Raw genomic sequence first — 24,309 nt, forward strand, 5'->3', positions numbered from 1 at the left:
ATGTGAGTATGAAAAAAATAGTGTTATTGTATGTAATTGTTGCTTTACTGCCTGCTTTGGCAAATGGTCAAAGTCAGAAAACTTTAAAAAAAGTGCCGGGTAAAGGGGCTTTTGCGTCCGGCATTTATCCTGATCTTTTTCATGAAGCGGGATATAACAAGGGAGATATCAACATTAAAGTAGCTAAGGCTTATCATGATGTGTTTGAAGGCCCCAACAAAGTTTATTTTGAGGTGGGCGATTCAATGGCATATGTGTCTGATGTGAAAAACCACGATGCCAGAACCGAGGGTCTTTCATATGGTATGATGATCGCTGTGCAGCTTAATAAAAAAGATGTTTTTGACCGTATATGGCGGTGGTCAAAAAAATATCTTCAACATCAGGACGGACCAAGCGAAGGATATTTTGCCTGGAGCATTAATCCCCAAACGATGAAGCACAATTCGGAAGGTTCCGCATCCGACGGGGAATTATACTATATCACCGATCTGCTTTTTGCCTCCAACCGTTGGGGAAATAGTACAGGTATTGATTATTATGGAGAGGCCAGGAGAATACTGGATGCCATGTGGAAAAAAGATGGCACCGGAAATGTTCATCCTTTAATAAATATTACGGCGAAACAAATTTCCTTTGTGCCCGAAGGTGCCGGATATGGATGGACAGATCCTTCCTATCATTTGCCTTCGTTTTACGAAGTATGGGCGCTTTATGCAAAAGACGGCCATGAACAATTTTACCGGGACTGTGCAGATACCGCAAGGGTGTTTTTACACAGGGCCTGCGATCCCGTTACGGCACTTAACCATGATAACACAGATTTCAATGGTAAATCACTCGGCGGAAAGCGAATGCCGTCGGCTTTTCGTTTCGACTCCTGGCGGGTACCAATGAATATTGCAATGGATTATGTGTGGTTTGGGAAGGACAAAAACTGGCAGCAAAATTATGCGAAGCGCTTTCAAAACTTTTTACGATCAAAGGGAATAAATGATTTCCAGGATCAGTTTAATACAGATGGGTCTACGCCTGCCTTTATTCTACCCGCAGGGGGAGTTAGGAAGTTAAGGCATTCATTGGGATTGGTGGCCACCTCTGCCGCGGCCTCGCTAATGATAGCCGATGGTACAAAATTCGATTTCGTTAAGCCTCTTTGGAACGCTAAACTTGAGCCTTATGCAGATGGATATTTCGATCCATATTATGACGGCTTGTTGTATTTATTCAGCCTGATGCACCTGAGCGGCAAATACCAGCTAATACAACCACAAACCAACTGACAATTTATTTACCTATAAAAATATTAACAATGAACAGATTAAAATATTTTAAGCGATTTTTTTTTGCGGCATGTGCCGTTCTTTTGTTTAGCATACCAGTTTACGCACAAGATATAGTCAACCAGGCAAGAGCCGGTTTTGATGTGTTTCGTACAGATATTCCACATGGCAAAATTGACACCATCACTTATCAATCAAAAACCGTGGGGAATACCCGCCGTGCGCTTATTTATACGCCTCCCGGATATTCTAAAAGCAAAAAATACCCCGTGTTGTATCTTTTGCATGGTATTGGTGGCGATGAAAAAGAATGGTATAACGGCGGTAGTCCCCAGGTTATATTGGATAACCTTTATGCACAAGGTAAAATTGTACCCATGATAGTAGTGTTGCCGAATGGCAGGGCTATAAAGGATGACCGCGCTACGGGAAATATAATGGCACCCGAAAAGGTACAAGGATTTGCCGTTTTTGAAAAAGATCTGCTGAACGATCTGATACCATTTATTGATAGTAAATACCGCGTATATACTGATAAAGACCACAGGGCGGTGGCCGGCCTTTCAATGGGTGGGGGGCAATCATTAAATTTCGGCTTGGGAAACCTCGACGTATTTTCATGGGTTGGTGGTTTTTCTTCAGCGCCTAATACCAAAAAGCCTGAAGAGTTGCTGCCCAACCCCGAAGCGGTAAAAAGTAAGCTAAAATTACTTTGGATATCATGCGGATCAAGCGACGGGCTAATCGCATTCAGCAAACGAACTCACGATTACCTGGAAGAAAAAAAAGTTCCGCATATCTACTATATAGAGCCTGGTGTTCATAACTTTAAGGTTTGGAAAAACGGCTTATATATGTTTTCACAACTGATTTTTAAGCCGGTAAATGTTTCCACATTCCCCCAATATTCTTACAGCGAAGTAGGTATACCGGCGTCTACTAATATTCCGGGCGTAAAGTACCCGCAAATATTTCCAGACAATACAGTTTTTTTTCGTGTAAAGGCACCGGAGGCGAAGAGTGTTCAGATTGACCTATTGAAAAAATACCCAATGACTAAGGACACCGGGGGGTATTGGACAGTAACTACCGACCCAATTGTATTAGGATTCCATTACTATTCTTTGATAATTGATGGCGTATCCGTTGTCGACCCCGCCAGTCAAACTTTTTACGGTATGGGGAGAATGGCAAGCGGGATTGATATTCCTGATCCGGAGGGCGATTTTTATACGATAAGGGACGTACCTCATGGCGAAGTGCGTTCAGTAAACTACTACTCAAACATAACAAAGGCATGGAGGCGGGCAAACGTATACACGCCCCCCGGTTATGATATACAAACCGAAAAGAGATATCCGGTACTTTACTTACAACATGGTTCGGGCGAAGACGAAACCGGCTGGCCTGCACAAGGTAAAATGAATTTTATATTAGATAACCTGATTGCCGGGAAACAGGCAACGCCTATGATAGTTGTTATGGACAGAGGGTATGCCACAGATCCAGCACAGCCGGTAACCACCACGCCCCGGGGAATGAGCATGGCGGGCAATGTTTTTCCAGATGTGCTTGTCAAGGAAATTATCCCGATGATTGACGCAAAATTCAGAACGCTTGCTGATCGCGATCACCGTGCTATGGCAGGGCTTTCAATGGGCGGGTTTCAAACTTTTCAGACTACCATGACTAACCTTGACAAGTTTGCCTATGTGGGAGGTTTTAGTGGTGCAGGCTTCATGCAGCCAGGTACCGATATTACTAAAATGTACAATGGCGTATTTGCCGATGCAAATGCCTTTAACCAAAAGGTTAAAGTGCTTTATTTAAGTATTGGTACTACCGAACCGGAAAGAATGCAGACCACCGTAAAGGGCTTTCATGAGGCGCTTGAAAAGGCTGGCATTAAGCAGGTGTTTTACGAATCGCCGGGCACCGCACATGAATGGCAATCCTGGAGGCGTTCCTTAAACCAGTTTGCAAGCTTGATATTCAAAAATTGAGATCGAACATGAAAATGAAGCTTAGATTAATGGCGGTGACATGCCTCATATTCTTGAGTCTGAAAAGTTTTTCGCAAGACAAGAATTTTTACATATTTATCTGCTTTGGCCAGTCAAATATGGAGGGTAATGCAAGAGTTGAGGCCGAGGATACTACAGCTGTTGATAGCAGGTTTCAGGTGTTGCATGCTGTTGATTGTGGAGACAGAGGCAGGATGAAAGATAATTGGTATACGGCAGTACCGCCACTGACGCGGTGTACAACGGGCTTAACACCGGCAGATTATTTCGGCCGGACTTTGGTGGCTAACCTACCTGAAAAAATAAGGGTCGGTATTATAAATGTCTCTGTCGCCGGTGCCAAAATCGAGGTTTTTGAAAAGGATAGTTATCAATCATATCTTGCAACGGCCCCCGGCTGGATGAAAGGTATAGTGGCTGAATATGGTGGGAACCCCTACGCAAGGTTGGTAGACCTGGCCAAATTAGCTCAAAAATCAGGTATAATTAAAGGTATTTTGTTACACCAGGGAGAATCGAGTCCTAACGATACGCTATGGACAAGAAAAGTAAAGGGAATTTATGATAATTTGATCAGGGATTTAAACCTGAAGTCTAAAAAAGTGCCTTTACTTGCAGGCGAGTTAGTAAATGCTGACCAGGCAGGTGCTTGCGCTCTGATGAACAAAATTATTGCAACCTTACCTCAAACAGTTGCTAATTCATACGTTATTTCTTCAGCAGGTTGCGCCTGCTCCTCCGATCATTTGCATTTTACTGCCGAGGGATACAGGTTATTAGGAAAACGATATGGCGAGGCGATGCTTTCCTTGTTGGGTTATAAGCTTAAAGAAACCGTTAAACATTAACCAGTTAAAGATGAACAACGCTTGACGATGTATACACAGTTAACATTTTCAATAAAAACATTAATGATCCATGAATTTTTCAACTGTCAATAAAAAAACTGATCGGGGCATCCTGCTCCCGGCAATTACCTTTATTATTTTATCGTTTGCTCAATGTACACCAAAACGTCAGGTGGCTTCATCATTCCAGGCAGGTACTATTGCCGATCATCCAGATAAGGGTTTAAAAGATTATTATAAAAATTATTTTCCAATGGGTGTAGCCGTTAGTATGGCATCCTTGCGTGGCCCTGATTCTGCATTAATTGTCAGGGAATTTAACAGTATAACGCCCGAAAACGATATGAAGATGGGGCCGATACATCCGTCAGAAGATATTTATAATTGGAAAAATGCGGACAAAATTGTTGATTTTGCAGTGAGCCATCATATTAAACTACGCGGGCACAACTTATGCTGGCACAATCAGGAAGCTGCATGGATGTTTAAGGGGCCAAACGGAGGTCCGGTTACCAAAGAATTGCTGTTACAGCGTTTGAGGGATCATATTTTTGCTGTAGCAGGGAGGTATAGGGGGAAAATTTGTGCCTGGGATGTGGTTAATGAGGCCGTTGATGACAGCGATGATACAACGCAGATATATCGTAAAAGCAACTGGTACAAAATATGCAATGGCCCCGACTTTATAGCGGCGGCCTTTAAATATGCGCATGAAGCCGATCCGCAGGCCAAGCTATACTACAATGATTATAACAGCGAACATCCGGTAAAGAGAGAAAAGATATATAAATTGTTGAAAAAATTGATTGACGACCACGTGCCGATTGATGGTGTGGGCATGCAGGCGCATTGGAAGTTGAATGACCCATCGCCCGGCGAATTGCGTAAGGCTTTGGATGAAGTAACTTCGCTGGGTTTAAAAGTGCAATTTACCGAATTGGATATTACTATACGCTTACCAAAACCAACGGCCCAGGCCACCACTACGCAGCCAACAATTGATCCGGGTTATACGCCGGAATTGGAAGCGAGGCAAATAGCGCAATACAAAATGGCGTTCGAAATTTTCAGGCAATATAAAAAGTTTATTACAGGTGTTACTTTCTGGAATGTATCTGACAAATACAGCTGGTTGGATGGGAGAGGTGGAGGGCTAATGGGCGGGGCTGGCGCAGGTTTAAATACGCCCCGTGCGGTTATCAAAGCCTATCCTTTATTGTTTGACGAAAACAGGCAACGCAAAAAGGCCTACTGGTCTGTGGTTAATTTTTAACTACGGTATTAATGAACGACAGATCAAGCGCCCTGCCGCATTTATGAACATGATTTCGCTGTTGTTCCCCGGGAATATCGAAAGAGTTCACGAAGTTTATACAGATGTTATATGAATATAAACAAACGTTGTGTTTGAAGGTATCATAGCTGTTTATCTTTGGTAATGGTTTCTTAACCTGTGTTATCGGATGTAATTTGTTTGTATTTCGATTCGTTTTACAGGTGAAATACGTCTGGTAGCCATTCATAGATTAGGAACAGCAATCCATATCGATTTTTTAATAATTTATCATGTTATCACGATTTGCAAGAATGACCAGGTTTTTTGCTTTAGCTATTTGTGGTTTAATAATTTCATGTAAACCACATTCCCCGATGAGAATGGCAGACTTGCTACAACAGCTCAAAAAGCGAAATTATAATCCTCAAAACATCTTTAGCTCCGATGCCCGGCTTGCCGCCTGCGATTCGATGTTAAAGGTTGATTCGCCAAACTATGATGTTCAATTATTGACAAAAAAAGCTTTGTTTGAATTACAGGAAGGTCATGAACAGCAGGCCGTTGATATATACACAAAAATTGCAAAGCTGCCACCTTACATGAACCCCGTAAATATAAAACCTGATCAGGCGGTGGCCTATATGCGTTTGGGAGAACGTGCCAATTGTATGCTCGGTCATAACGGCTCATCGTGCATATTCCCTATTAAAGGAGTAGGCATACATCAAGTTCAAACAGGATCGCGGCAGGCAATTGAAACACTGGAGAACATTTTGCAAAGTAACTCCCACGATGCCCAGTCACGGTGGCTGTTAAATGTAGCTTATATGACATTAGGTCGTTATCCAGATCAAGTTCCTGCCCAATATTTGATCCCTAATTTAAATGCCGACGATGGACCATATAAAGTGAAGCCATTTACAGATGTAGCAGCAAATGTTGGTATAAACCTGAATAGCAGGGCGGGCGGCTCCATAGCCGATGATTTTGACGGCGACGGTTATATAGACATTATTACTACAGGAATGGATCTGCAAGATCATATGCACTATTTTCATAATAACGGTGATGGTACCTTCAGCGACCGTACCACTCAAAGTGGCTTGCAAGACGTGGTTGGCGGCCTTAATATTGAACAAACCGATTATAACAACGATGGCCGGCCTGATATTTTTATAATGCGGGGAGGCTGGCTTCTGGATGGTTTTGGCAACCAGCCAAGTTCGTTGCTTAAAAACAACGGCAATGGCAGGTTTACCGACGTTACCATTGCAGCCGGCCTCAAATTTATGCATCCTACGCAAACTGCTGTGTGGGCCGATTTCAATAACGATGGCTGGCTTGATGTTTTTATCGGGATGGAAAGCCATGACGGAACTAACCCTAACAATAACCATCCATCGGCACTTTATATAAATAACCATGATGGTACTTTTAACGAAATGGCCCAAAAAGCCCATTGCCAGATCAACGATTTTGTGAAGGGTGTAACATCTGCAGATTATAATAACGATGGCTGGCCTGACATTTTTGTATCTACCATGAGCGGAAGAAAATATTTGCTGAAAAATAAATGTAAAGGAGGGAACAACGTAGGTTTTGAGGATGTTACCGAAAAAGCGGGCATCAATATCAAACAAAATACATTTACCACCTGGTTTTATGATTACAACAATGATGGATGGCCTGATATTTTGATTGGTAGTTACAATTTTAGTACAACCTTGGGTTATTATGCCGCATTAGAGGCTTTGGGTACCCCCGTGACAGATAATGGCAATATTTTTCTTTTTAAGAACAACCGCGATGGTACATTTACAAATGTAACCCGTGATGTAGGGCTGAATAAGGTAGTGTTTAGCATGGGAGGTAATTTTGGTGATATTGATAATGACGGCTATCCGGATATTTATTTTGGTACCGGCAACCCGGATTTTGGATCGCTTATACCCAATAAACTTTTCCGGAATATAGGTGGCAAAAAATTTGCAGATGTAACCAGTTCATCACGTACCGGCAATTTGCAAAAAGGGCATGGTGTATCATTTGCCGATTTCAGGAATAACGGCCTGCAGGATATTTTTATCGAAATGGGCGGGGCCTATATAGGCGATGTCTACAAAAGTGCGCTATACCTTAATCCGGGCCAAAATAATAATAATTGGATACGTTTAAAATTGGTTGGTAAAAGGTCAAACAGGTGTGCGATCGGTTCACGAATCAAGGTCACCTTTACAGAGCATGGCTTACAAAGAAGTGTGTTTAAAGATGTAAATTCCGGTGGAAGCTTTGGCTCATCTCCGCTTCGGCAAGAAATAGGAGTAGGGCAGGCCAGTATCATCGATATCGAAATTCGCTGGGCAGGGAGTGGTACAGTGCAGCATCTTCAAAAAACAAAGCCTAATCAGTTCCTGGAAATAGCTGAGGATGGCAAGTTAACACCACTTAATTTGAAGGTGCTTAAATTTAACACAGGTGAGCCGGCGATGCAGATGCAAATGGCTGATATGTAATGGCGAAGATATATTTAAGTAAGGATATTGTGCGCGCTTGAATATAAAAAGGCGAATCTAAATCATCATTCAGGATGTCATGGCCGATGATTTAGATTTGCACTGTTAAGAAACTCCCTTGTTAAATACAGCTGATCAAATAATACCCAACAACGATATTTAAACTAAAATTTGACAAGCCTGGTTTTCCCCGAATAATCTTTTATTGATACTTGTGCTATTTTATCATTAATGAGCATAAACCTGGAGGATTGGGAAATGAACGAACTGCCATAGTGAAATTCCTGTTTGGCATGGCTGCCATTTTTATACGTTATTAAGGCACTTTGATCTGTATCACCTATTTTTAACATGGATGCCTTAGCATTCAATTGAAAAATCCGGAGTGGCCCCAAATGTTCGCTTGCAGCCATCAAATAATTATTGTTTGCACCCTTTAATTTTACAAGAGCTTTTCCATCACCAGGTAAATATATTCCGCTGTGCGCAATTGATAAGGAGGCAAAACTACCCTTGCCGTTGCCCTTCAGCAGTAAGCCATTTAAAGCATCATATCTTCCAATTGAAACATCAGTACCAAAATCATTTCCATTAATCAATAAATCGAGATTGCCATCCGCGTCAAAATCGTCGGCCACCATCCCATTTAATGCCGAAACCTGTGCTTCAAGAGGCAAAGGGGTTATTGTGAACTTACCTTCGCCGTCGTTCCTGAAATAGCAGGACCTCAACTCGGTGGCTTTAAGCCGCAGCGCATTTTTCATTTGGTCGGCGCTAAGCACATCCTGCATAGTAGCCTCGGCATATGAATGATAATTGGTGAATTTTACCCGTAAACTAATCATCTGCTTAAAAGCATCATCCCTCACATTTGCTGGATATTCCCGTTGTATACCATCTTTGCCAGGAAGAAATAATGATGGAAATGCGTCGAACCTGTTTCTTTTATCAAAATCATTTGCTGTTATAAAAGCCGGGAATTCGTCGCTGGCCTGGTAAAGGGTGTTCAAGCCTACATTTCCAACTATGTAATCCATTCTGCCTGTATGCCTGAAATCCCCTGCAATTATTGAGTTCCACCATCCGGGTTTATTGCCAACGCCACTTTTTGCTGTAATGTTTACAAACTGTCCACCTACATTTTTTAAGAAAATTAGCGGTATCCATTCTCCTGCTAATATTAGGTCTGTTTTATTATCGTTGTCAAAATCACTAAAAATGGCATCACATATCAACCCAATCTTTTTTAGGTCTGGAGCAACGTCATTAGTTACATCGGTGAATTTTACCTTTCTGTCCTTTGTGTCATTTCTTAAAATGTAGCTATTCACCGGTTCGGGATATCTCCATGGTTCCACGCGCCCTGAAATAAAGAGATCTAATCTGCCATCGTTATTATAATCAAAAGCCCTTACACACAACTTACTTTTAAAACACACCGGTAAAGCATCCTTCGCAAGCTTAAAATGACCTTTGCCATCATTAGTATATAAGCGGTCCTGGTATGCAGGATCATTTGCCGGGGTTTTATAACCACTGCCGGTGATTAATACATCAGGAAATTTATCACCGTTTGAATCAAAAATGAGAATCCCTCCGTCAAGATAGGGGCGATCGTATTTCTTTTTTTCTAAAAGGCCCCGTTGTATAAATGTGCCATTTTTTTGTTGAAAAAAGATCTGTGCCGGCTCTGTCAAATTTCCACCGACAACTATATCATCTAAGCCATCGCCGTTAATATCGCCTGCTGACAGCGCAGGATTGTATTCTGAAAGCTTATGAGGCAAAAGCTTTTGAATATTAAAGTCTGTATAATCCGTGTCGCGATGGATGTATTTAACCGCGCTTTTGCCCGTGATATTAGTAAATAACGGGGCTTTTAGTTGTACCGGATTTACCCAGGTATAGGTTTGACTAGCATTATTAACATTTGCAAACAAAGTTTGATCTGCATTTACATTTAAAAATGTTTGTCTGTATTTGTTCGGCCACTTAACAACTACCGAGTCTATTTTTTTGCATTCACCTAACCCAAAATGTGCTACAGATTGAATGCTGGTAAGGTAGCCCCTGTAGGGGCTGTTTTCGTAAACCTGATGTAAACCGTGCTGATAATATATATCCACAAAAGCTCCGATTCCCTCGCGGTTCTGATTTGGCCCTTTAAACTTTATGTTGAGGTAATGGTGCACATTTTCTTTATCCTCCACGGCGGTGTTTTTATAAATTAGCGCTTGGTCATTGATATTATTAATTACAAGGTCCATTGTGCCGTCATTATTTAGGTCGGCATACACTGCACCATTCGAAAAGGAGAAAATACCCAGGCCCCAGTCCATGCTCACATCCTTAAATTGCAAACCGTTTTGGTTACGAAAGGCGTAATTGTGAATTTTGACTGACGGTATCTGGCTGAGAACTTCCTTCTTCGGCGTTATCAAAAATGCATTGGATCTGTAAGCAATAAAATCATGATCGGTTACGTCGCGGGGATAACCGTTGGTAACAATAATATCGCGGTAACCGTCATTGTCAAAATCGGTTATCATCGGGGTCCAGCTCCAGTCTGTTTGGGCCACACCGCTTAAAAAGCCAATTTCGCTAAATGTTGGGTTACCGACCTGGTTATTTTCTCCTATAGACGGACCCTGGTTTAACTGAAGGGTATTCCGGACATATTGATATTGATACCTATAATGGTCGAAATTTTGAATGGTATTATAGCTACTTGGCCCCGACATCATTTTTTTTCGATAATTATCAGCAGGATTCATGTCCAGTTCAAATATGTCGGCCAGCCCGTCATTATTGATATCTTCAATATCCTGACCCATTGCATTGAAAGATGTATGCTTAAAATACGCTTTCGACTTGTCGGTAAAAGTGCCATCATGATTATTGATATACAATATATTATTCGACAGAAAGTCGTTTGTAATATATATGTCCTTCCAACCGTCCAGGTTGATATCGGCGATAGTTGCAGCATGTCCGTACCCTTCAATCTTAATGCCCGCTGCCAATGATACATCCTTAAACACAGGGTGTTTAAGTTTCGCGTCCCAATCGTTCCGGTACAATCGTCCCATGCTTCTGCCGTTGCCGGCGGTATCAATCGGCCTGAACTGGTTGGGGAATTCGGCGGGGTTAGGCTCGTTAACGGTCAAATACATGTCAAGGTCGCCATCATTATCATAGTCAAAAAAACCGGCCATTGTAGAAAATAGCTGGATATCAAGCCCGTATTCCTTTGCTTCTTCGTTAAATACAGGAACCCCATTTTTATTAACCCCTTTGTTTATATACAACAAGTTCTGCCTTTTTTGGGGATCATTGGCAAACGAATTACATACGTATATGTCGGGCAAGCCATCGTTATTTATATCAATTACAGAAGCACCCCTTCCCCAACGTCCTTTGCCGTCTACGCCTGCTGTCGCAGTAACATCCTCAAACCTAAAATTACCTTTGTTAATATATAACTTATTCGGCACCATGTTACCCACAAAGTAAATATCCGGTAGCCCATCGTTATTAAAATCACCTATGCCAACGCCTCCTCCATTATATACAGTGGCATTATCGATAGGATTAATCGAATCGTTTTCTGTAATCAGGTTATTAAACGTAATGCCCGAAGCAGAAGATGGTATTTGCTCAAATAGCGTGTGTTTTTTACAGGAAGAAATTAGTAGGGCTACAGTAAAACCAATAAGGAGGATTTTCATAATTTAACATTAATAAAAGCAGGCGGCTTACGGGCCGCCTGCTTTAAGAATTGGTTTAATAAATTAATAGCCGGGATTTTGGTGCCCTGCAACAAGAGGGTTATTGTCCAACTCAGCTTGAGGTATAGGTAATAATTCGTCTCTGTTGGCATGGAACCCGGCAATCGGCTCGGTCGTGAAATACGCCTTCTTGCGCCATCTTAAAATGTCGATGTTACGTACTTGCTCATCGCCCAACTCTACCATTTTTTCGTGCATGATGGCTTTAACCACGTCGCTTTTGGAAGCAACTGGAAATTGAACTGTTGGATAGGGGGGCATAGCAACATCTGGCCTTGCGCGCACCAGATTAAGGTAAGCTACAGCTCCGGCTATGTCGCCCGTTTCATTAGCGCACTCAGCAAGGTTAAGTAAAACTTCTGAATAGCGTATAATACGTTGGTTGTTACCTCCGGGGTGGAAGCCTGCAGTACTTGCACTTTCCTGGTATATGATCATAAATTTACGCCAGCTAATCTTTTTGGTAACGCCGTTCAACACCGAAGAATTACCGTTTTGATCGGCATCAGTTAAGGTGCTTTGGCCATTGTTGTAAACGTCGCCGCTCTGATAAACACTATATGAAAAACGGGGGTCTGTTTTTACTGCACCCGTAGCTGTGTTTTCAAATTCATTCAGGTATTTGTTTGAAGGAATAAGGTTTCTCCATGCAACAGGGCAGTATTCCTGATTTCTAACTGTTGACTGCTCTTCAGTTGCGCTTTCGCCACCCCAGTTGTAACCATTAGTTCCTTTATCCACAAACACAACTTCAAAAATTGATTCATTGTTAAATTCGGTGGCTAACTCAAAATTATCAAGATAACGGGCAGTTAATGAATAGCCATCGGCTCCACTGGTAGGTATCTTAAGGAATGCAGCTTTAGCGTTGGCATAATCACCTTGTTGCATTAATACCCTGCCCAGCAAAGCATTAGCGGCGGCGGCCGTGGCCCTACCTTTATCAGTAGACGATTTACCGGGTAATACTGCCGCTGCATCTGTTAGGTCCTGAACTATCTGCGCATATACGGCGGCAACATCGGCGCGTGGTTTAAAGTCGGTAGGACTTTTGGGAACTGATGTTACCAGTGGAACCCCGCCCCACATGCTAACCAGGTCGAAATAAGCCCAGGCACGCAGAAATTTTGCCTCTCCAACTGATTTTTTCGCGTCGGCTACGTTATCTGTAACGTTTGGGGCATTATCTGTTACAACATTTGCACGGAATATTACCGTGTACCAGCCATTCCAAACAGAGTTCATCACAGAGTTTGTAGGATCGTCGGTATTGTTGATCAATTGGAGCCTTGGAGCTTCCAATTGTCCGCCGCCTGGCGCTACCTCATCGCTCCGTGTGTCGTGCAGGTAATACCATTCCCGGGATACGAGGTTGTTTTGATGCATAACCGCATATATGGCGTTAACCCCTGACTTTAATTGCGCTGCCGTTTTATAATAGTTGGCGGTAGTAAGGTTATTAGGGTCAGATGTATTTAACGCTGTTTTTTTACAGGACAATACAATCACCGTTATGGTTAGTAAGATAACGGTTGACAATAAATAAATTTTTTTATGTTTCATAATATATCAATTTAATGATTGTTAAAATGTTGCCTGTAAACCTACCTGGAACACCCTTGGCGAAGGATATTGACCATAGTCAATACCATTTGTAAGCGTTCCGTTTTTGGAGCCGACCTCAGGATCAAGCCCGGTGTATTTTGTAATGGTGAACAGGTTTGTTGATGATAAATAGATCCTCACTTTGCTTACTAAATTGTTGCTGGCCGTTTTAAGCCACTGCGTTGGCAAATTGTACCCTAACTGGAGGTTTTTCAGACGGAGGTATGAGCCGTTTTCTACCCAGCGGGATGATGGCCTTACATTCGAGTTAGGGTCTCCTGAAATAGCCCTTGGAATATCAGTATTGGTATGCGTAGGCGTCCAGGCGTTTAGCACCTTGACATCTGAGTTAAACAACCTCGACATACCTTGAGCGATGATTTTTTCGGCATTAAATATTTTATTGCCATATACTCCCTGGAAAAATAAGGCAAGGTCAAAATTCTTGTAACTGGCCGAATAATTTAATGAATAGGTGAACTTAGGTAGGTAACTGCCCAGGTTAACCCTGTCATTAGCATCAATTACATGATCATTATTAATGTCCTTAAATTTCAGGTCGCCTGGAGCAGCACCTGTTTGAGTAGCATGGCTGCTTACATCAGATGCATTTTGGAATATGCCCTCTACCAAATAGCCGTAGAAATACTGGATAGATTGGCCAACCGAGGTATTGGTGAGCGGACCGCCGCCACCAAAATCAGCATCACCGCCTGCAGTTATAGTACCATTTGCAGCTCCTGTTAATGTAGTAACCTTATTTCTGCTTAATCCAAACACGCCTGTTATATCATATTTAAAGTCGCCGTTTGTTTTGTGGTAACCTGCAGTTATTTCAAACCCGGTGTTTTGCATCGAGCCAACATTTGCCAGCGGGGCGCCAACACCTTCGCTGGGTGGTACCGGCACAGTTAAGATTAAGTTTTCAGTTTTTCTTTTATAAACCTCGGCCGATAGGGTAAACGCGTTTTGAAATAGGCCCAGGTCGAAACCAATGTTTGTTGATTTGGTTATTTCCCAATGAAGAAAATAATTACTTAATGCACTGTAAAAAGAGCCATTACCAGAGTTTGCACCCGTTGCCAGGTTGCCAAACGGATATGTTGTGCCGCCCGCAGATACATTGGAAACGTAAGGATAATTTCCCAATACAGTTCCGTTTATTCCGGTAACACCGTATCCGGCCCGTAATTTCAACTCACTTACTGATTTAAAATTCTTCATAAAGTCTTCCTGGTCAACCTTCCAGCCAACAGAAGCCGCAGGGAAGTTTTCATATTTGTGACCCGGGGCCCAAACCGACAAGCCATCGCGGCGTATTGAACCGGAAATTAAATATTTTCCTTCAAAATCATACCCCACCCGGCCTACTAATGAATGAAGTACGTTAGTGCCATAAGTATAATTGGTGGTGGTGTTGGTAGCATTGTTCAGCGTGCGAATAATGTTGTTATTTTGGTTGCCAAAAGAATTTTGACTATCGCTACGGTTGGTTTGCACTTCGTAAACTGCCAGGGCCGAAACGTGGTGTTTGCTGCCGAAGGTGTGATCGAAAGTTAATTGTTGCGTATATAGCGTAGTGGTGCTAGATCCGGTATTTTCTGTTATAGAAGCAAGTGGATTGCTTGAAGTACCACCATCGTTGTATATCGGGGTGTATTGTTCTTGCCTGTTTGTTCCGTAATCAATGCCGTAGGTAGAATTGAATTTAAGCCACGGCGTAAACTTAACCGTTAAATAAGCGTTGCCGCGTATCCCAATACCAAAATTCCGGTTTTCGTTAATTAGTGCCTGTTCTACCGGGTTTACAGGGTCGGCACCGTCAAAACTGCTTTGAGGGCCAAAAAAACCGCCTTGATTGTTTGGATTGTAAACAGGTATGTATGGCTGCATCCTTATTACATTGGTAATGGGCGTTCTATTGCCTGGGGGAATCCCAAAGCGTTGGCGGGTTACCGAGGCATTGAATGTTTGGCCGATCGTAATAAACTTGTTCAGATTATGATCAGAATTCATTCGGAAGCTTTTACGGCTGAAATTAGTTCCAACGGTAATACCATCCTGATCAAAGTAACTGGCAGATGTAAATATGCGTGAATTCTCATTCCCGCCGCTTAAGGAAACAGCATGCTGCTGCACAATTCCTTTTTTGAAATAGGCATCCTGCCAGTCTGTATTGGTTTGGGCGAAGGTTTGCGAAGAACCCGCATAAATAGGCTGATTAAAGTTTGCCGGTTGTAAACGCGGCGGTATGCCAATTCCGGCTGCTCCATTCAAAGCCCTTTCATATTGTACATATTGGCTTGTATTAAGAAGGTTATACCTTTTAGTAACTTCCTGAAATCCCGCATATGAATCGAAGCTTAACACAACTTTACCACTGGAACCTTTCTTGGTTGTGATGATAATAACGCCGTTAGTTGCTCGTGAACCGTAAATCGCCGCGGCGCTCGCGTCCTTAAGTACATCAACTGATTGTATATCTCTTGGATCAAGACTGCCGATAGAACCCGGAAAACCATCAATAATATACAATGGATCAGATCCGTAACCTACCGAACTTACACCGCGTATCTGCACAATTGGCGCGGAGCCCGGCGAGCCATTATTGGTAACCGTTAAACCGGCCACCCGGCCTTGTAAAGCCTGATCCACGCCGCCAACAGGTAAAGCTGATATTGCTTTGCTGCTCACGGACGAAACAGCACCCGTTACGTTGGCACGTTTTTGTGTTCCATAACCTACAACGACTACTTCGTTTAATGATTTAGCGTCATTTTTTAACGATACATTAATCACCGATTTTTCTGAAACAGAAACTTCTTTTGATGCGTAGCCTATAAAGCTGAAAATGAGTACTGCCTGGTCATTAGGTACTTCAATGCGGAATGCGCCATTGTTGTCGGTTCCGACAGCGGTGGTGGTGCCTTTCAATGTAACAGTTACACCCGATAATCCTGAACCATTCTCATCGGTTACTTTACCCGTTATAATCTTGCTTATGGCTAATTTTATTACATCAGGATCTGTATGCCGCAAATGAGCCAGGTCATTAGCAGCAAACGTGGAATTTATAATAGTAATACTTATAAATACTATTATAACCGTCATTCTCATGAAAGTGCTTAGTAAATATTTTTTTTTCATAGTTTGGTTTGTTAATTGAAAACATTGGTTGAAAAATTGGTAAAGCTTAGCACTTATATCAAACAKGTCTTTGCATTATGTAATGGTTAGGTGACAGATGAATTAACTCATCTGAAATAATAAACCATACGGTTTGAAGAAGACTTCATTTGTTTTAATAAAGAGCGGTTTACTTAATTAGTTGCTTAGCCGGTAGCCTGTATCGGGATTGAATTTATTAGTAATAGAATCCATGATATTGATACCGGTATAGTTTACTGCGGGCCATGATCTGTGACCGGCAAAACAAAATCTTTGATTTATTTTCTCATAAATATGTCTCATAAAAGGGTTGCAATCGATTGTAGAGCCGGACCGGTTTGTACTTTCCTGAATACGACGAAACCATAGTATACAGGTCGATCAAGCCTTAATAAAACTTAAATCGAAATCTTGACAGAACTTGTCGGTCGGCTTTATTGGTTTTAATTTAGCAGCTACCTGATTTAGAATTGTAGCAGCTTTGCAAGCGTAAAATTACTTTTGAAGTAGATTGAGGTAACCAATTTTTTATCATAAAAACACAACATATGTCAACTTAAACCATATTCATGATCAATCGCCCTTGCTGCAAAGGTTAAAACGTGAATTATCGTCCGAAGGCATGGTGAAGCAACACATCTCTGCAATAATAAACGGCTGGTATGGCGTGCAGACTGCAGGTGCAGCCATAGCCGACGTGCTTTTTGGCAATTACAATCCATCGGACAGGTTACCGGGTGCGGTGAGTAGTACGGTATTATGTTATTGAGGCTTTTATTATTATCGGCAGGACACTATGTTTATTGACTATACCGTTGTTGCAGATCAGAAATAACATCAAATTCATCGGCCACTTTTGTTATTAAACTTTCAAATACTTTAAAGTATTGCGCATATATGTGGTGGTTTTCGGCGTTGGGTAAATAGGTTTGGTGCATGGTCACCGTTTTTGAGGCTTCCTCTAAAGAAGGATAAATGCCCATTTCGGTCGCACTTAACAGGAATGCACCTTTGCCTATGCTGTCGCCATGACTAAGCGTGCTTACCGGCTTGTTAAATATATCTGCAATGATTTGCGTGCAAAACGGGATGGATGCAAAACTACCATTGATAGACAGACCTTCGATATGACGGTGCTTTTCCAGTGTGCGGCCAATGCTATACATCTCGTATAAAATCCCTTCTATGGTGGCCCGTATAAAATGTTTGCGCTCATGTCGGATATTTACGCCGAAATAACATCCCCTGGAATTTGGGTTCCAAATAGGGGCCCGTTCGCCATGCAAAAAGGGAAGGAAAATTAAGCCCCCCGAACCGACTTCGACGCTTGCGGCTTCCTCTATCAACATTTCCATTGATTGGTCGACATCAAAAGCTTTTCGAAAATCGCCAAATTGTTTGGTAAACCAATTGAATATTACCCCTCCGTTACTTGTAGGCCCGCCGGTAATGATATGCTTCTCCGTAAGCAGGTAGTTGAAAATTTGCTGTTGGGGATCTTCTATTATTTTATCGCCTATGATCCGGAATGCGCCGCTGTCTTCAATGGTGATTGTAGCCATGCCGTTTTCCCATACACCGGCACCCAGGGTGGCCAGGCAACCATCGCTGGATCCAATCAGGATTTTGACGGTCGGTAACAATTTTAAAACCCTTTGATATTCTTTTTTTAGCACTACGCCCGAATAGAAAACCGGGTGCAAATCGGGTAGCTCTTCCGGTGTAATCCCTGCAAACTCCAGCGCGGCCTGGTCCCAGGCTAAATTATGGATATTCATTAGCCCGGTTGCAGAAGCTATACTATAATCTATCACACACGCACCCGTCAGTTGTTGAATGATATAGGTTTTTATAGGCATGAATTTTCTCGCCAACCCGAATTTCTCAGGTTCGTTATTTTTCATCCAGGCAATTTTTATCAACGACGACATCGGATGGATTGGTGTTCCCGTGGCTTTATAAATCTCTTCGCCTAAACTGCTTTGTTTAAGTTCCGCAGCTTCTTTTTTGCCCCTGTTATCTGCCCAGGTTATGGCGTTGCCCAATGGGATGCCATCTTTATCCACCGCCAGCAAACTATGCATAGACGAGCCAAAACAAATACAGGTCACGGTATACTTTTTAGGGTATATCTCATCAATGAGCAGATTTTTTAAAATATAGAGCATGGTAATAAACATCTGCTCCGGATCCTGCTCGCTATGGTCAGGCTGCTCATGAAAGGTAGGGTAATGCCCCTTTGACGAACTGATTAAATTGCCGGAAAGATCAAAGGCGAAAACCCGCACAGCGGCCGTGCCCATTTCTATTATGATGATACAATTCATGATGTATGTTGATGATCTGATGTTTTATTTTTCCTGAACTCGCTTGGGGTGTACCCTGTAAGTCTTTTAAAGGTTGTGGAGAAATGCTGCGACGAATAAAAGCCGGTGTTCAGTGCTATGTCGGTAACATTTACCTGGTTTTTTTTTAGCAGTTTGGTTGCTTCGGCTATTCTGATATTGATCAAATAATTCAAGGGCGAAAAGCCGGAATAGTTTTTTACCTTTTCGGTAAAAGCGGTAGTGCCCATGCCAATCAGTGCAGCCATTTCTTCCACTGTCCATTGATGGGCAAGATTTTGCCGCAATGTTTGCTCCAGTTTTAAGAATGTTTGAGGGAAGTCTCTTCTGGAGTTGTTTTGCCTGATCAATTGACGGCTGATCAACACAAAAAGTTCATCAAGCAACTGGTTTACACGTGTGTAAAAGCCTACTTCCTCGTTTTGCAATTCCAACTGTAAGTTTTGCATTAATGTGTGCGCTTCTTTCAGTTTTAAAACAAGCTGTTGCTTATTTACCATCAAAATTTGGTTAATAGATAATTTTTCCTTTTTTGTGAGCCCGCTCCATTTGCCAGGCAAAAGCTTTCCGCAATCTTCGGTGGATATTTTTATCCAGAATAATGTACCTATGTTTAATATTCCGCTTTCCCCGCCAATGCGTTGCCCGGGCAATACTATTGCAAAATCACCAGGGTATAAGGTATGACCTTGTGAATCAATTATCCAAGTGAATTTTCCTTCTAAAATATAGTACAGGCAAATGCAGTCCGTAACGTTACTCTTAAAGGAGTTAAGTTGGATAATGCTGTTCTTTTTGTGGGCAAACTCCAGAATATGCGGAAAATGTACAAGTTCTTTCGATGCCCCCTGCTGAAGTATCAATTGATTCATCCAGGATAATAATTGGTATGCGTTGCTGCCATCTCTGTACTGCGACAGATATTCTGGAACCTAATGTGATACCAGAAAAAGCAAGTTTACATAATATAAAACTAAGAGTTGTATAAAAACCATCGCTGTTTTTTAATGGTATTTTCCCGGTTTAATATTATCATCTTTTCAACTTTTATGAATATTACCGGCTCGTTATTTGCCTCTTACTGGCTTAAAAAAAAACTGCCGTTGCCCCAGAGGTTACTTTGTGAAGTTCAGCCGGGCAGTGAAGCGGCGCAGGGTTTTGCCCAAAGTTTTTTGTGCAAAAATCAACGCTACGTTTTTTTAGAAGATAAAGCAATTTCATTTGGCATTCTTTGTAGATAACCAACAAACCGATCTAAGATATTTTTTGATAATGAATAACTACCGCACAAACGCGGGATAGTAATAAATAGCTATGCATATATTTAAGACCAACGATAAAGTTATTGTGAAATACGCCGGCTTGCTTTACAGTTCACCGGATTGGAGCTGGGACAGTTTTATAAACCGCGAAGTATTGCACCGCGAGGTTTTAAATGACATCCAAAGTATCACAGCCGACTCTTTGCTTGCTCATGATTTAGAACAATTATGCGCCCCTATTGTCAATCAGGAAATATGGGCATCAGGCGTCACCTATATGCGCAGCAAAGATGCCCGCATGGAAGAGTCTAAAGATGCCGGTGGAGGCGATTTCTATGCGAGGGTTTACAGCGCAAAACGTCCTGAGCTTTTTTTTAAATCTTCAGCATATCGTGCAGTTGGGCCTGGCGGTACCGTTCGTATCCGGAAAGATTCGGAATGGAACGTTCCGGAACCGGAATTGGTAATATTCATTTGCAGCGCAGGTACCATTGAGGGATATATGATCGGCAATGATATGTCCTCAAGAGATATCGAAGGAGAAAACCCTTTATATCTTCCTCAGGCGAAATCATACGCCGGTGCAGCAGCGGTTGGCCCATGTCTTTACGTGCCGGCCACACCCATTTCTCCGGACACCGAAATTCAAATTGAAATATGGAGAGGTGATGTTAAAGTGTTTGTTGATGCCATTTTGATCAGCAGGATGAAGCGCACGCACCAGGAGCTTGCCCATTATCTTTTTATGGAGATGTCATTCCCTGCAGGTGCATACCTCATGACTGGCACTGGTATCGTACCGCCTGATTCGTTTACGCTTAACTATGGTGACGTGATACATATTACTATAGGTAACATAGGCACACTTACAAACCAGGTAGGGAAATAATGAGTATGGATTTCGGAGGTGAACCGCTTCTGGTGTTAACGAATGGGGAATTTCCGATAGTATCAATCTAAATTAAATGATAAAAGAAAATAAAATGTCAAAATTCAGAAGTTCTGATTGGTTTGGGAAAACAGGTAAAATGGGGTTTTTATACAGGAGCTGGATGAAAAACCAGGGTATGCCAGCCGACCTTTTTGACGGGAGACCGGTTATCGGCATTTGCAACACATGGTCGGAACTAACGCCTTGTAATGCCCATTTACGCGACCTGGCCGAAGCTGTTAAACGCGGGGTTTATGAAGCTGGCGGTTTCCCGGTGGAATTTCCGATCATGTCATTAGGCGAAACTCTGCTTAAGCCGACCGCTATGCTTTTCAGGAACCTGGCCAGCATGGATGCCGAGGAATCGATACGTGGTAATCCTATAGACGGGGTTGTATTGCTGACCGGCTGCGACAAAACTACGCCCTCTACTATGATGGGAGCTGCCAGCGTAGGTTTGCCTACTATCGTAGTTCCTGGCGGGCCGATGCTGAACGGCAAATACCGGGGTGCTGATATTGGATCGGGCACGGCAGTATGGAAGTTGACTGATGACCTCAAAACCGGTAAAATAACCAATGACGAATACCTTTCGGCCGAAAGCTGTATGTCGAGAAGCGCAGGCCATTGTATGACGATGGGTACCGCCTCTACTATGGCTTGTATGGTCGAGTCGCTTGGTATGTGCCTTTCACAGGCCGCGGCCACCCCGGCGGTTGATTCAAGGAAAAAAGTGCTGGCGCAGCTATCAGGCAGGCGTATTGTAGAAATGGTAAAAGAAGGATTAACGATATCCACAATACTCACCCGTGCCGCATTCGAAAACGCTATTAAAGTAAATGCTGCAATTGGCGGTTCTACCAATTTTATTATACATCTGACGGCAATTGCCGGGCGTGTTGGCGTAGACCTGTGCCTGGACGATTTTGACAGGCTGGGCAGTAAAATACCCTTGTTACTCAATCTGATGCCTTCCGGGAAATACCTGATGGAAGACTTTTACTATGCGGGCGGGTTGCCTGTTATATTGAAAGAACTGAGTAATGAGCTGGCTATGGACGCGATAACCGTAACCGGAAAATCGCACGCAGAAAACATAAAAGATGATGGCGTATGCTATAATAATAAGGTTATTGCAGGCTACAGTAACCCCATCATCCGAGAGGGGGGCATAGTCGTTTTGAAAGGTAACCTGGCTGTTAATGGCGCGGTTATCAAGCCTTCGGCAGCAACGTCATCACTGATGCAGCATACGGGCCGTGCGGTGGTTTTTGAAACCATTGAAGATTATCACGCCAGGGTTGATGAGCCTCAGCTTGATATTGATGAGACCTGTGTGATGGTGCTGAAAAATGTTGGTCCGGTAGGGTATCCCGGTATGCCCGAAGTTGGCAACATGGTGCTGCCGAAAAAACTGCTGGATAAAGGTATTACGGATATGGTAAGGATATCCGACGGACGGATGAGCGGCACCGCGTACGGTACCGTTGTGCTCCATGTATCACCGGAATCTGCCATCGGCGGTAACCTGGCACTTGTGGAAAACGGAGACCTAATATGCCTCGATGTACCGGCGAGAAGAATAGACCTGCTTGTAGATGAGGTGGAACTGGAAAGACGGCGGCTGTTATGGAAAAAGCCGGCATATCATACAGACAGGGGCTACGTATCTATGTACCAGCGCCATGTGCAGCAGGCCGATAAAGGGGCAGACCTCGATTTTCTTGCGGGGAATTCCGGATCTGTTGTAACCCGCGATTCGCATTAATTTAAACTGGGGATAGCATGACAATACTTGTACTGATCTTTTGTATTTTACTGCTTGTGGCGCTGATCACCTGGGCAAAGGTGAATGCGTTTCTTGCCTTTCTTATCGTAGCGCTATTGGCGGGCTGCTTTTTAGGTATGCCATTTGCCACAGTTATTACATCGATAAATAAAGGATTAGGCGATACATTAGGGTCAGTAGCCATCATTATTGTATTGGGGGCTATGCTGGGCAAACTGGTTGCAGAAAGCGGTGCCGCTCAGCGCATAGCCCATTTCATGCACGATTTGTTTGGAGCTAAATATGTAACCTATGCCATGGCTATAACCGGCTTTATTGTAGGTATCCCATTGTATTATAATGTAGGGTTCATACTGTTGGTGCCCATCATTTTTTCGGTTGCCTCCAGCTACCGTTTACCACTGTTGTATGTGGGTATGCCCATGCTTACCGCTTTATCGGTAATGCACGGCTTTTTACCTCCCCATCCTTCGCCAATGACGCTCATCAGCGTCTTTCATGCAGATATTGTTAAAACATTTAGTTATGGGCTGATAATCGCTATCCCTGCTATAATTATAGCAGGACCAGTGTTTTCGGCCACCCTCAAAAAAATAGGGCCGAACGGTTTGCAATTTGCCAAGAGTTCTGCCGCCTTGCCGGCACATGAGCTACCGGGTATTGTTAACAGCATACTGTCATCTCTTTTGCCGGTTGTACTGATTTGCCTTGCCCATTTGCTGTCCGCGTTTTTTGGGCAGATTCCCTTTATAAAAAACTTAGCGTCATGGCTCGCCGAACCCATTGTTGCCATGCTGCTCACCTTAATTATAAGCACCTATACGCTTGGCTTGCAAAAAGGCAGGCCATTAGCAAAAATAATGGATGGTTATGTGTGTGCAGTAAAAGATATAGCAATGGTGTTGATCATTATTGGCAGTGCGGGTGCACTGAAGCAAATATTTGTAGATAGCCGCCTAAGCGATGTGCTGGCCGGTATGCTGATTAGTAGCACCATGCATCCCTTGTTGTTTGCATGGCTGGCGACAGCTTGTTTGCGGCTTTGCCTCGGTTCAGCCACAGTGGCTGGCGTAACTGCCGCAGGAGTGTTGTTTCCAATCGCGCATCATGCAGGCGTTAACACCAATTTGCTGGTGTTGGCTATCGGGGCGGGTAGCCTGTTTGGCTCACATGTAAACGATACGGCTTTTTGGCTATGCAAAGAATATTTCGGGCTATCGGTTAAGGAAACACTCCGCTCATGGACGGTAATGGAAAGCCTGGTATCTGTAATAGGGCTTGCAGGCGTCTTATCGTTAGATTGTTTACTATAAATAGACCTATAACCCATCAATGTATATAATCAATTTCAAACCAAAAACCCTGCGTAAATGAAAAAAAAGCTACACTAAAACCGGAAAACGGCACACAAAGTGCCGCCTCGAAAAACTCTTTCGCAATCACCAATTTTGAGAAAGAGGTTAATGAAGATTTATCA

15 protein-coding genes are annotated in these 24,309 nt (G+C 42.8%); 10 read left to right on the top strand and 5 right to left on the bottom strand.

Features of this window, described 5'->3' with window-relative positions; genetic code table 11:
- Positions 1-8 precede the first annotated feature (8 nt).
- The 5 genes from AC1DQW_RS06015 to AC1DQW_RS06035 all read left to right on the top strand — a co-directional run bounded on the left by AC1DQW_RS06015 (position 9) and on the right by AC1DQW_RS06035 (position 7,944).
- Positions 9-1,283, top strand: a complete 1,275-nt coding sequence (locus AC1DQW_RS06015; protein WP_477453251.1) for a family 8 glycosyl hydrolase — start codon at positions 9-11, stop codon at positions 1,281-1,283.
- 29 nt (positions 1,284-1,312) lie between these two features.
- On the top strand, positions 1,313-3,286 hold the full coding sequence (locus tag AC1DQW_RS06020) for an alpha/beta hydrolase-fold protein (RefSeq protein WP_477453252.1): 1,974 nt from the start codon (positions 1,313-1,315) through the stop codon (positions 3,284-3,286).
- 14 nt (positions 3,287-3,300) lie between these two features.
- Positions 3,301-4,155, top strand: coding sequence for a sialate O-acetylesterase (locus AC1DQW_RS06025; RefSeq protein ID WP_477453253.1), 855 nt, complete (start codon positions 3,301-3,303; stop codon positions 4,153-4,155).
- Positions 4,156-4,225: 70 nt separating this feature from the next.
- Positions 4,226-5,428: an endo-1,4-beta-xylanase gene (locus tag AC1DQW_RS06030; protein ID WP_477453254.1), complete on the top strand. Its 1,203-nt coding sequence runs from the start codon at positions 4,226-4,228 to the stop codon at positions 5,426-5,428.
- A 377-nt stretch (positions 5,429-5,805) separates the two neighbouring features.
- Complete coding sequence (locus AC1DQW_RS06035) at positions 5,806-7,944, top strand: FG-GAP-like repeat-containing protein (protein WP_477453255.1); 2,139 nt, start codon at positions 5,806-5,808, stop codon at positions 7,942-7,944.
- Between the two features lie 164 nt (positions 7,945-8,108).
- Here AC1DQW_RS06035 and AC1DQW_RS06040 read toward each other — a convergent pair whose 3' ends face one another.
- From AC1DQW_RS06040 to AC1DQW_RS06050, 3 genes are all read right to left on the bottom strand, one after another.
- Positions 8,109-11,672: a VCBS repeat-containing protein gene (locus AC1DQW_RS06040; protein WP_477453256.1), complete on the bottom strand. Its 3,564-nt coding sequence runs from the start codon at positions 11,670-11,672 to the stop codon at positions 8,109-8,111.
- Positions 11,673-11,735: 63 nt separating this feature from the next.
- Positions 11,736-13,295 (bottom strand): RagB/SusD family nutrient uptake outer membrane protein, encoded by a 1,560-nt coding sequence (locus tag AC1DQW_RS06045; RefSeq protein WP_477401863.1) that lies wholly within the window; start codon positions 13,293-13,295, stop codon positions 11,736-11,738.
- A 21-nt stretch (positions 13,296-13,316) separates the two neighbouring features.
- A complete protein-coding gene (locus AC1DQW_RS06050) occupies positions 13,317-16,484 on the bottom strand; it encodes a SusC/RagA family TonB-linked outer membrane protein (protein ID WP_477453257.1) in 3,168 nt (1,055 codons plus the stop codon).
- A 643-nt stretch (positions 16,485-17,127) separates the two neighbouring features.
- On the opposite strand from AC1DQW_RS06050, the gene AC1DQW_RS06055 reads away from it, so the two are divergent.
- Entirely contained in the window at positions 17,128-17,274 is a 147-nt protein-coding gene (locus AC1DQW_RS06055) for a glycoside hydrolase family 3 C-terminal domain-containing protein (RefSeq protein WP_477453258.1), read from the top strand.
- 31 nt (positions 17,275-17,305) lie between these two features.
- On the opposite strand, the gene AC1DQW_RS06060 is transcribed toward AC1DQW_RS06055, so the two are convergent.
- Positions 17,306-18,832, bottom strand: coding sequence for a gluconokinase (locus AC1DQW_RS06060; RefSeq protein ID WP_477453259.1), 1,527 nt, complete (start codon positions 18,830-18,832; stop codon positions 17,306-17,308).
- Positions 18,829-19,722, bottom strand: a complete 894-nt coding sequence (locus tag AC1DQW_RS06065) for an AraC family transcriptional regulator (protein ID WP_477453260.1) — start codon at positions 19,720-19,722, stop codon at positions 18,829-18,831. Before AC1DQW_RS06065 ends, AC1DQW_RS06060 begins: the two co-directional genes overlap by 4 nt.
- A gap of 177 nt (positions 19,723-19,899) precedes the next feature.
- Here AC1DQW_RS06065 and AC1DQW_RS06070 point away from each other — a divergent pair, with 177 nt between their 5' ends.
- The 4 genes from AC1DQW_RS06070 (at position 19,900) to AC1DQW_RS06085 (ending at position 24,145) form a co-directional block, all read left to right on the top strand.
- Positions 19,900-20,091, top strand: coding sequence for a hypothetical protein (locus AC1DQW_RS06070; protein WP_477453261.1), 192 nt, complete (start codon positions 19,900-19,902; stop codon positions 20,089-20,091).
- A gap of 73 nt (positions 20,092-20,164) precedes the next feature.
- Positions 20,165-21,001 carry a fumarylacetoacetate hydrolase family protein gene (locus AC1DQW_RS06075; protein WP_477453262.1) on the top strand — a complete coding sequence of 279 codons (837 nt, stop codon included), beginning with the start codon at positions 20,165-20,167 and terminating at the stop codon, positions 20,999-21,001.
- A gap of 76 nt (positions 21,002-21,077) precedes the next feature.
- Positions 21,078-22,811, top strand: coding sequence for an IlvD/Edd family dehydratase (locus tag AC1DQW_RS06080; RefSeq protein WP_477453263.1), 1,734 nt, complete (start codon positions 21,078-21,080; stop codon positions 22,809-22,811).
- 17 nt (positions 22,812-22,828) lie between these two features.
- On the top strand, positions 22,829-24,145 hold the full coding sequence (locus tag AC1DQW_RS06085) for a gluconate:H+ symporter (RefSeq protein ID WP_477453264.1): 1,317 nt from the start codon (positions 22,829-22,831) through the stop codon (positions 24,143-24,145).
- Positions 24,146-24,309: the final 164 nt, after the last annotated feature.

The sequence above is a fragment of the Mucilaginibacter sp. P5_A4 genome (assembly GCF_056400605.1).

What these genes read in the sequence shown, in the direction of transcription:
- AC1DQW_RS06015 (WP_477453251.1), top strand. Translation starts at nt 9, where the DNA reads ATGAAAAAAATAGTGTTATTGTATGTAATTGTTGCTTTACTGCCTGCT.
- AC1DQW_RS06020 (WP_477453252.1), top strand. Translation starts at nt 1,313, where the DNA reads ATGAACAGATTAAAATATTTTAAGCGATTTTTTTTTGCGGCATGTGCC.
- AC1DQW_RS06025 (WP_477453253.1), top strand. Translation starts at nt 3,301, where the DNA reads ATGAAGCTTAGATTAATGGCGGTGACATGCCTCATATTCTTGAGTCTG.
- AC1DQW_RS06030 (WP_477453254.1), top strand. Translation starts at nt 4,226, where the DNA reads ATGAATTTTTCAACTGTCAATAAAAAAACTGATCGGGGCATCCTGCTC.
- AC1DQW_RS06035 (WP_477453255.1), top strand. Translation starts at nt 5,806, where the DNA reads ATGAGAATGGCAGACTTGCTACAACAGCTCAAAAAGCGAAATTATAAT.
- AC1DQW_RS06040 (WP_477453256.1), bottom strand. Translation starts at nt 11,672, where the DNA reads ATGAAAATCCTCCTTATTGGTTTTACTGTAGCCCTACTAATTTCTTCC.
- AC1DQW_RS06045 (WP_477401863.1), bottom strand. Translation starts at nt 13,295, where the DNA reads ATGAAACATAAAAAAATTTATTTATTGTCAACCGTTATCTTACTAACC.
- AC1DQW_RS06050 (WP_477453257.1), bottom strand. Translation starts at nt 16,484, where the DNA reads ATGAAAAAAAAATATTTACTAAGCACTTTCATGAGAATGACGGTTATA.
- AC1DQW_RS06055 (WP_477453258.1), top strand. Translation starts at nt 17,128, where the DNA reads ATGGTGAAGCAACACATCTCTGCAATAATAAACGGCTGGTATGGCGTG.
- AC1DQW_RS06060 (WP_477453259.1), bottom strand. Translation starts at nt 18,832, where the DNA reads ATGAATTGTATCATCATAATAGAAATGGGCACGGCCGCTGTGCGGGTT.
- AC1DQW_RS06065 (WP_477453260.1), bottom strand. Translation starts at nt 19,722, where the DNA reads ATGAATCAATTGATACTTCAGCAGGGGGCATCGAAAGAACTTGTACAT.
- AC1DQW_RS06070 (WP_477453261.1), top strand. Translation starts at nt 19,900, where the DNA reads ATGAATATTACCGGCTCGTTATTTGCCTCTTACTGGCTTAAAAAAAAA.
- AC1DQW_RS06075 (WP_477453262.1), top strand. Translation starts at nt 20,165, where the DNA reads ATGCATATATTTAAGACCAACGATAAAGTTATTGTGAAATACGCCGGC.
- AC1DQW_RS06080 (WP_477453263.1), top strand. Translation starts at nt 21,078, where the DNA reads ATGATAAAAGAAAATAAAATGTCAAAATTCAGAAGTTCTGATTGGTTT.
- AC1DQW_RS06085 (WP_477453264.1), top strand. Translation starts at nt 22,829, where the DNA reads ATGACAATACTTGTACTGATCTTTTGTATTTTACTGCTTGTGGCGCTG.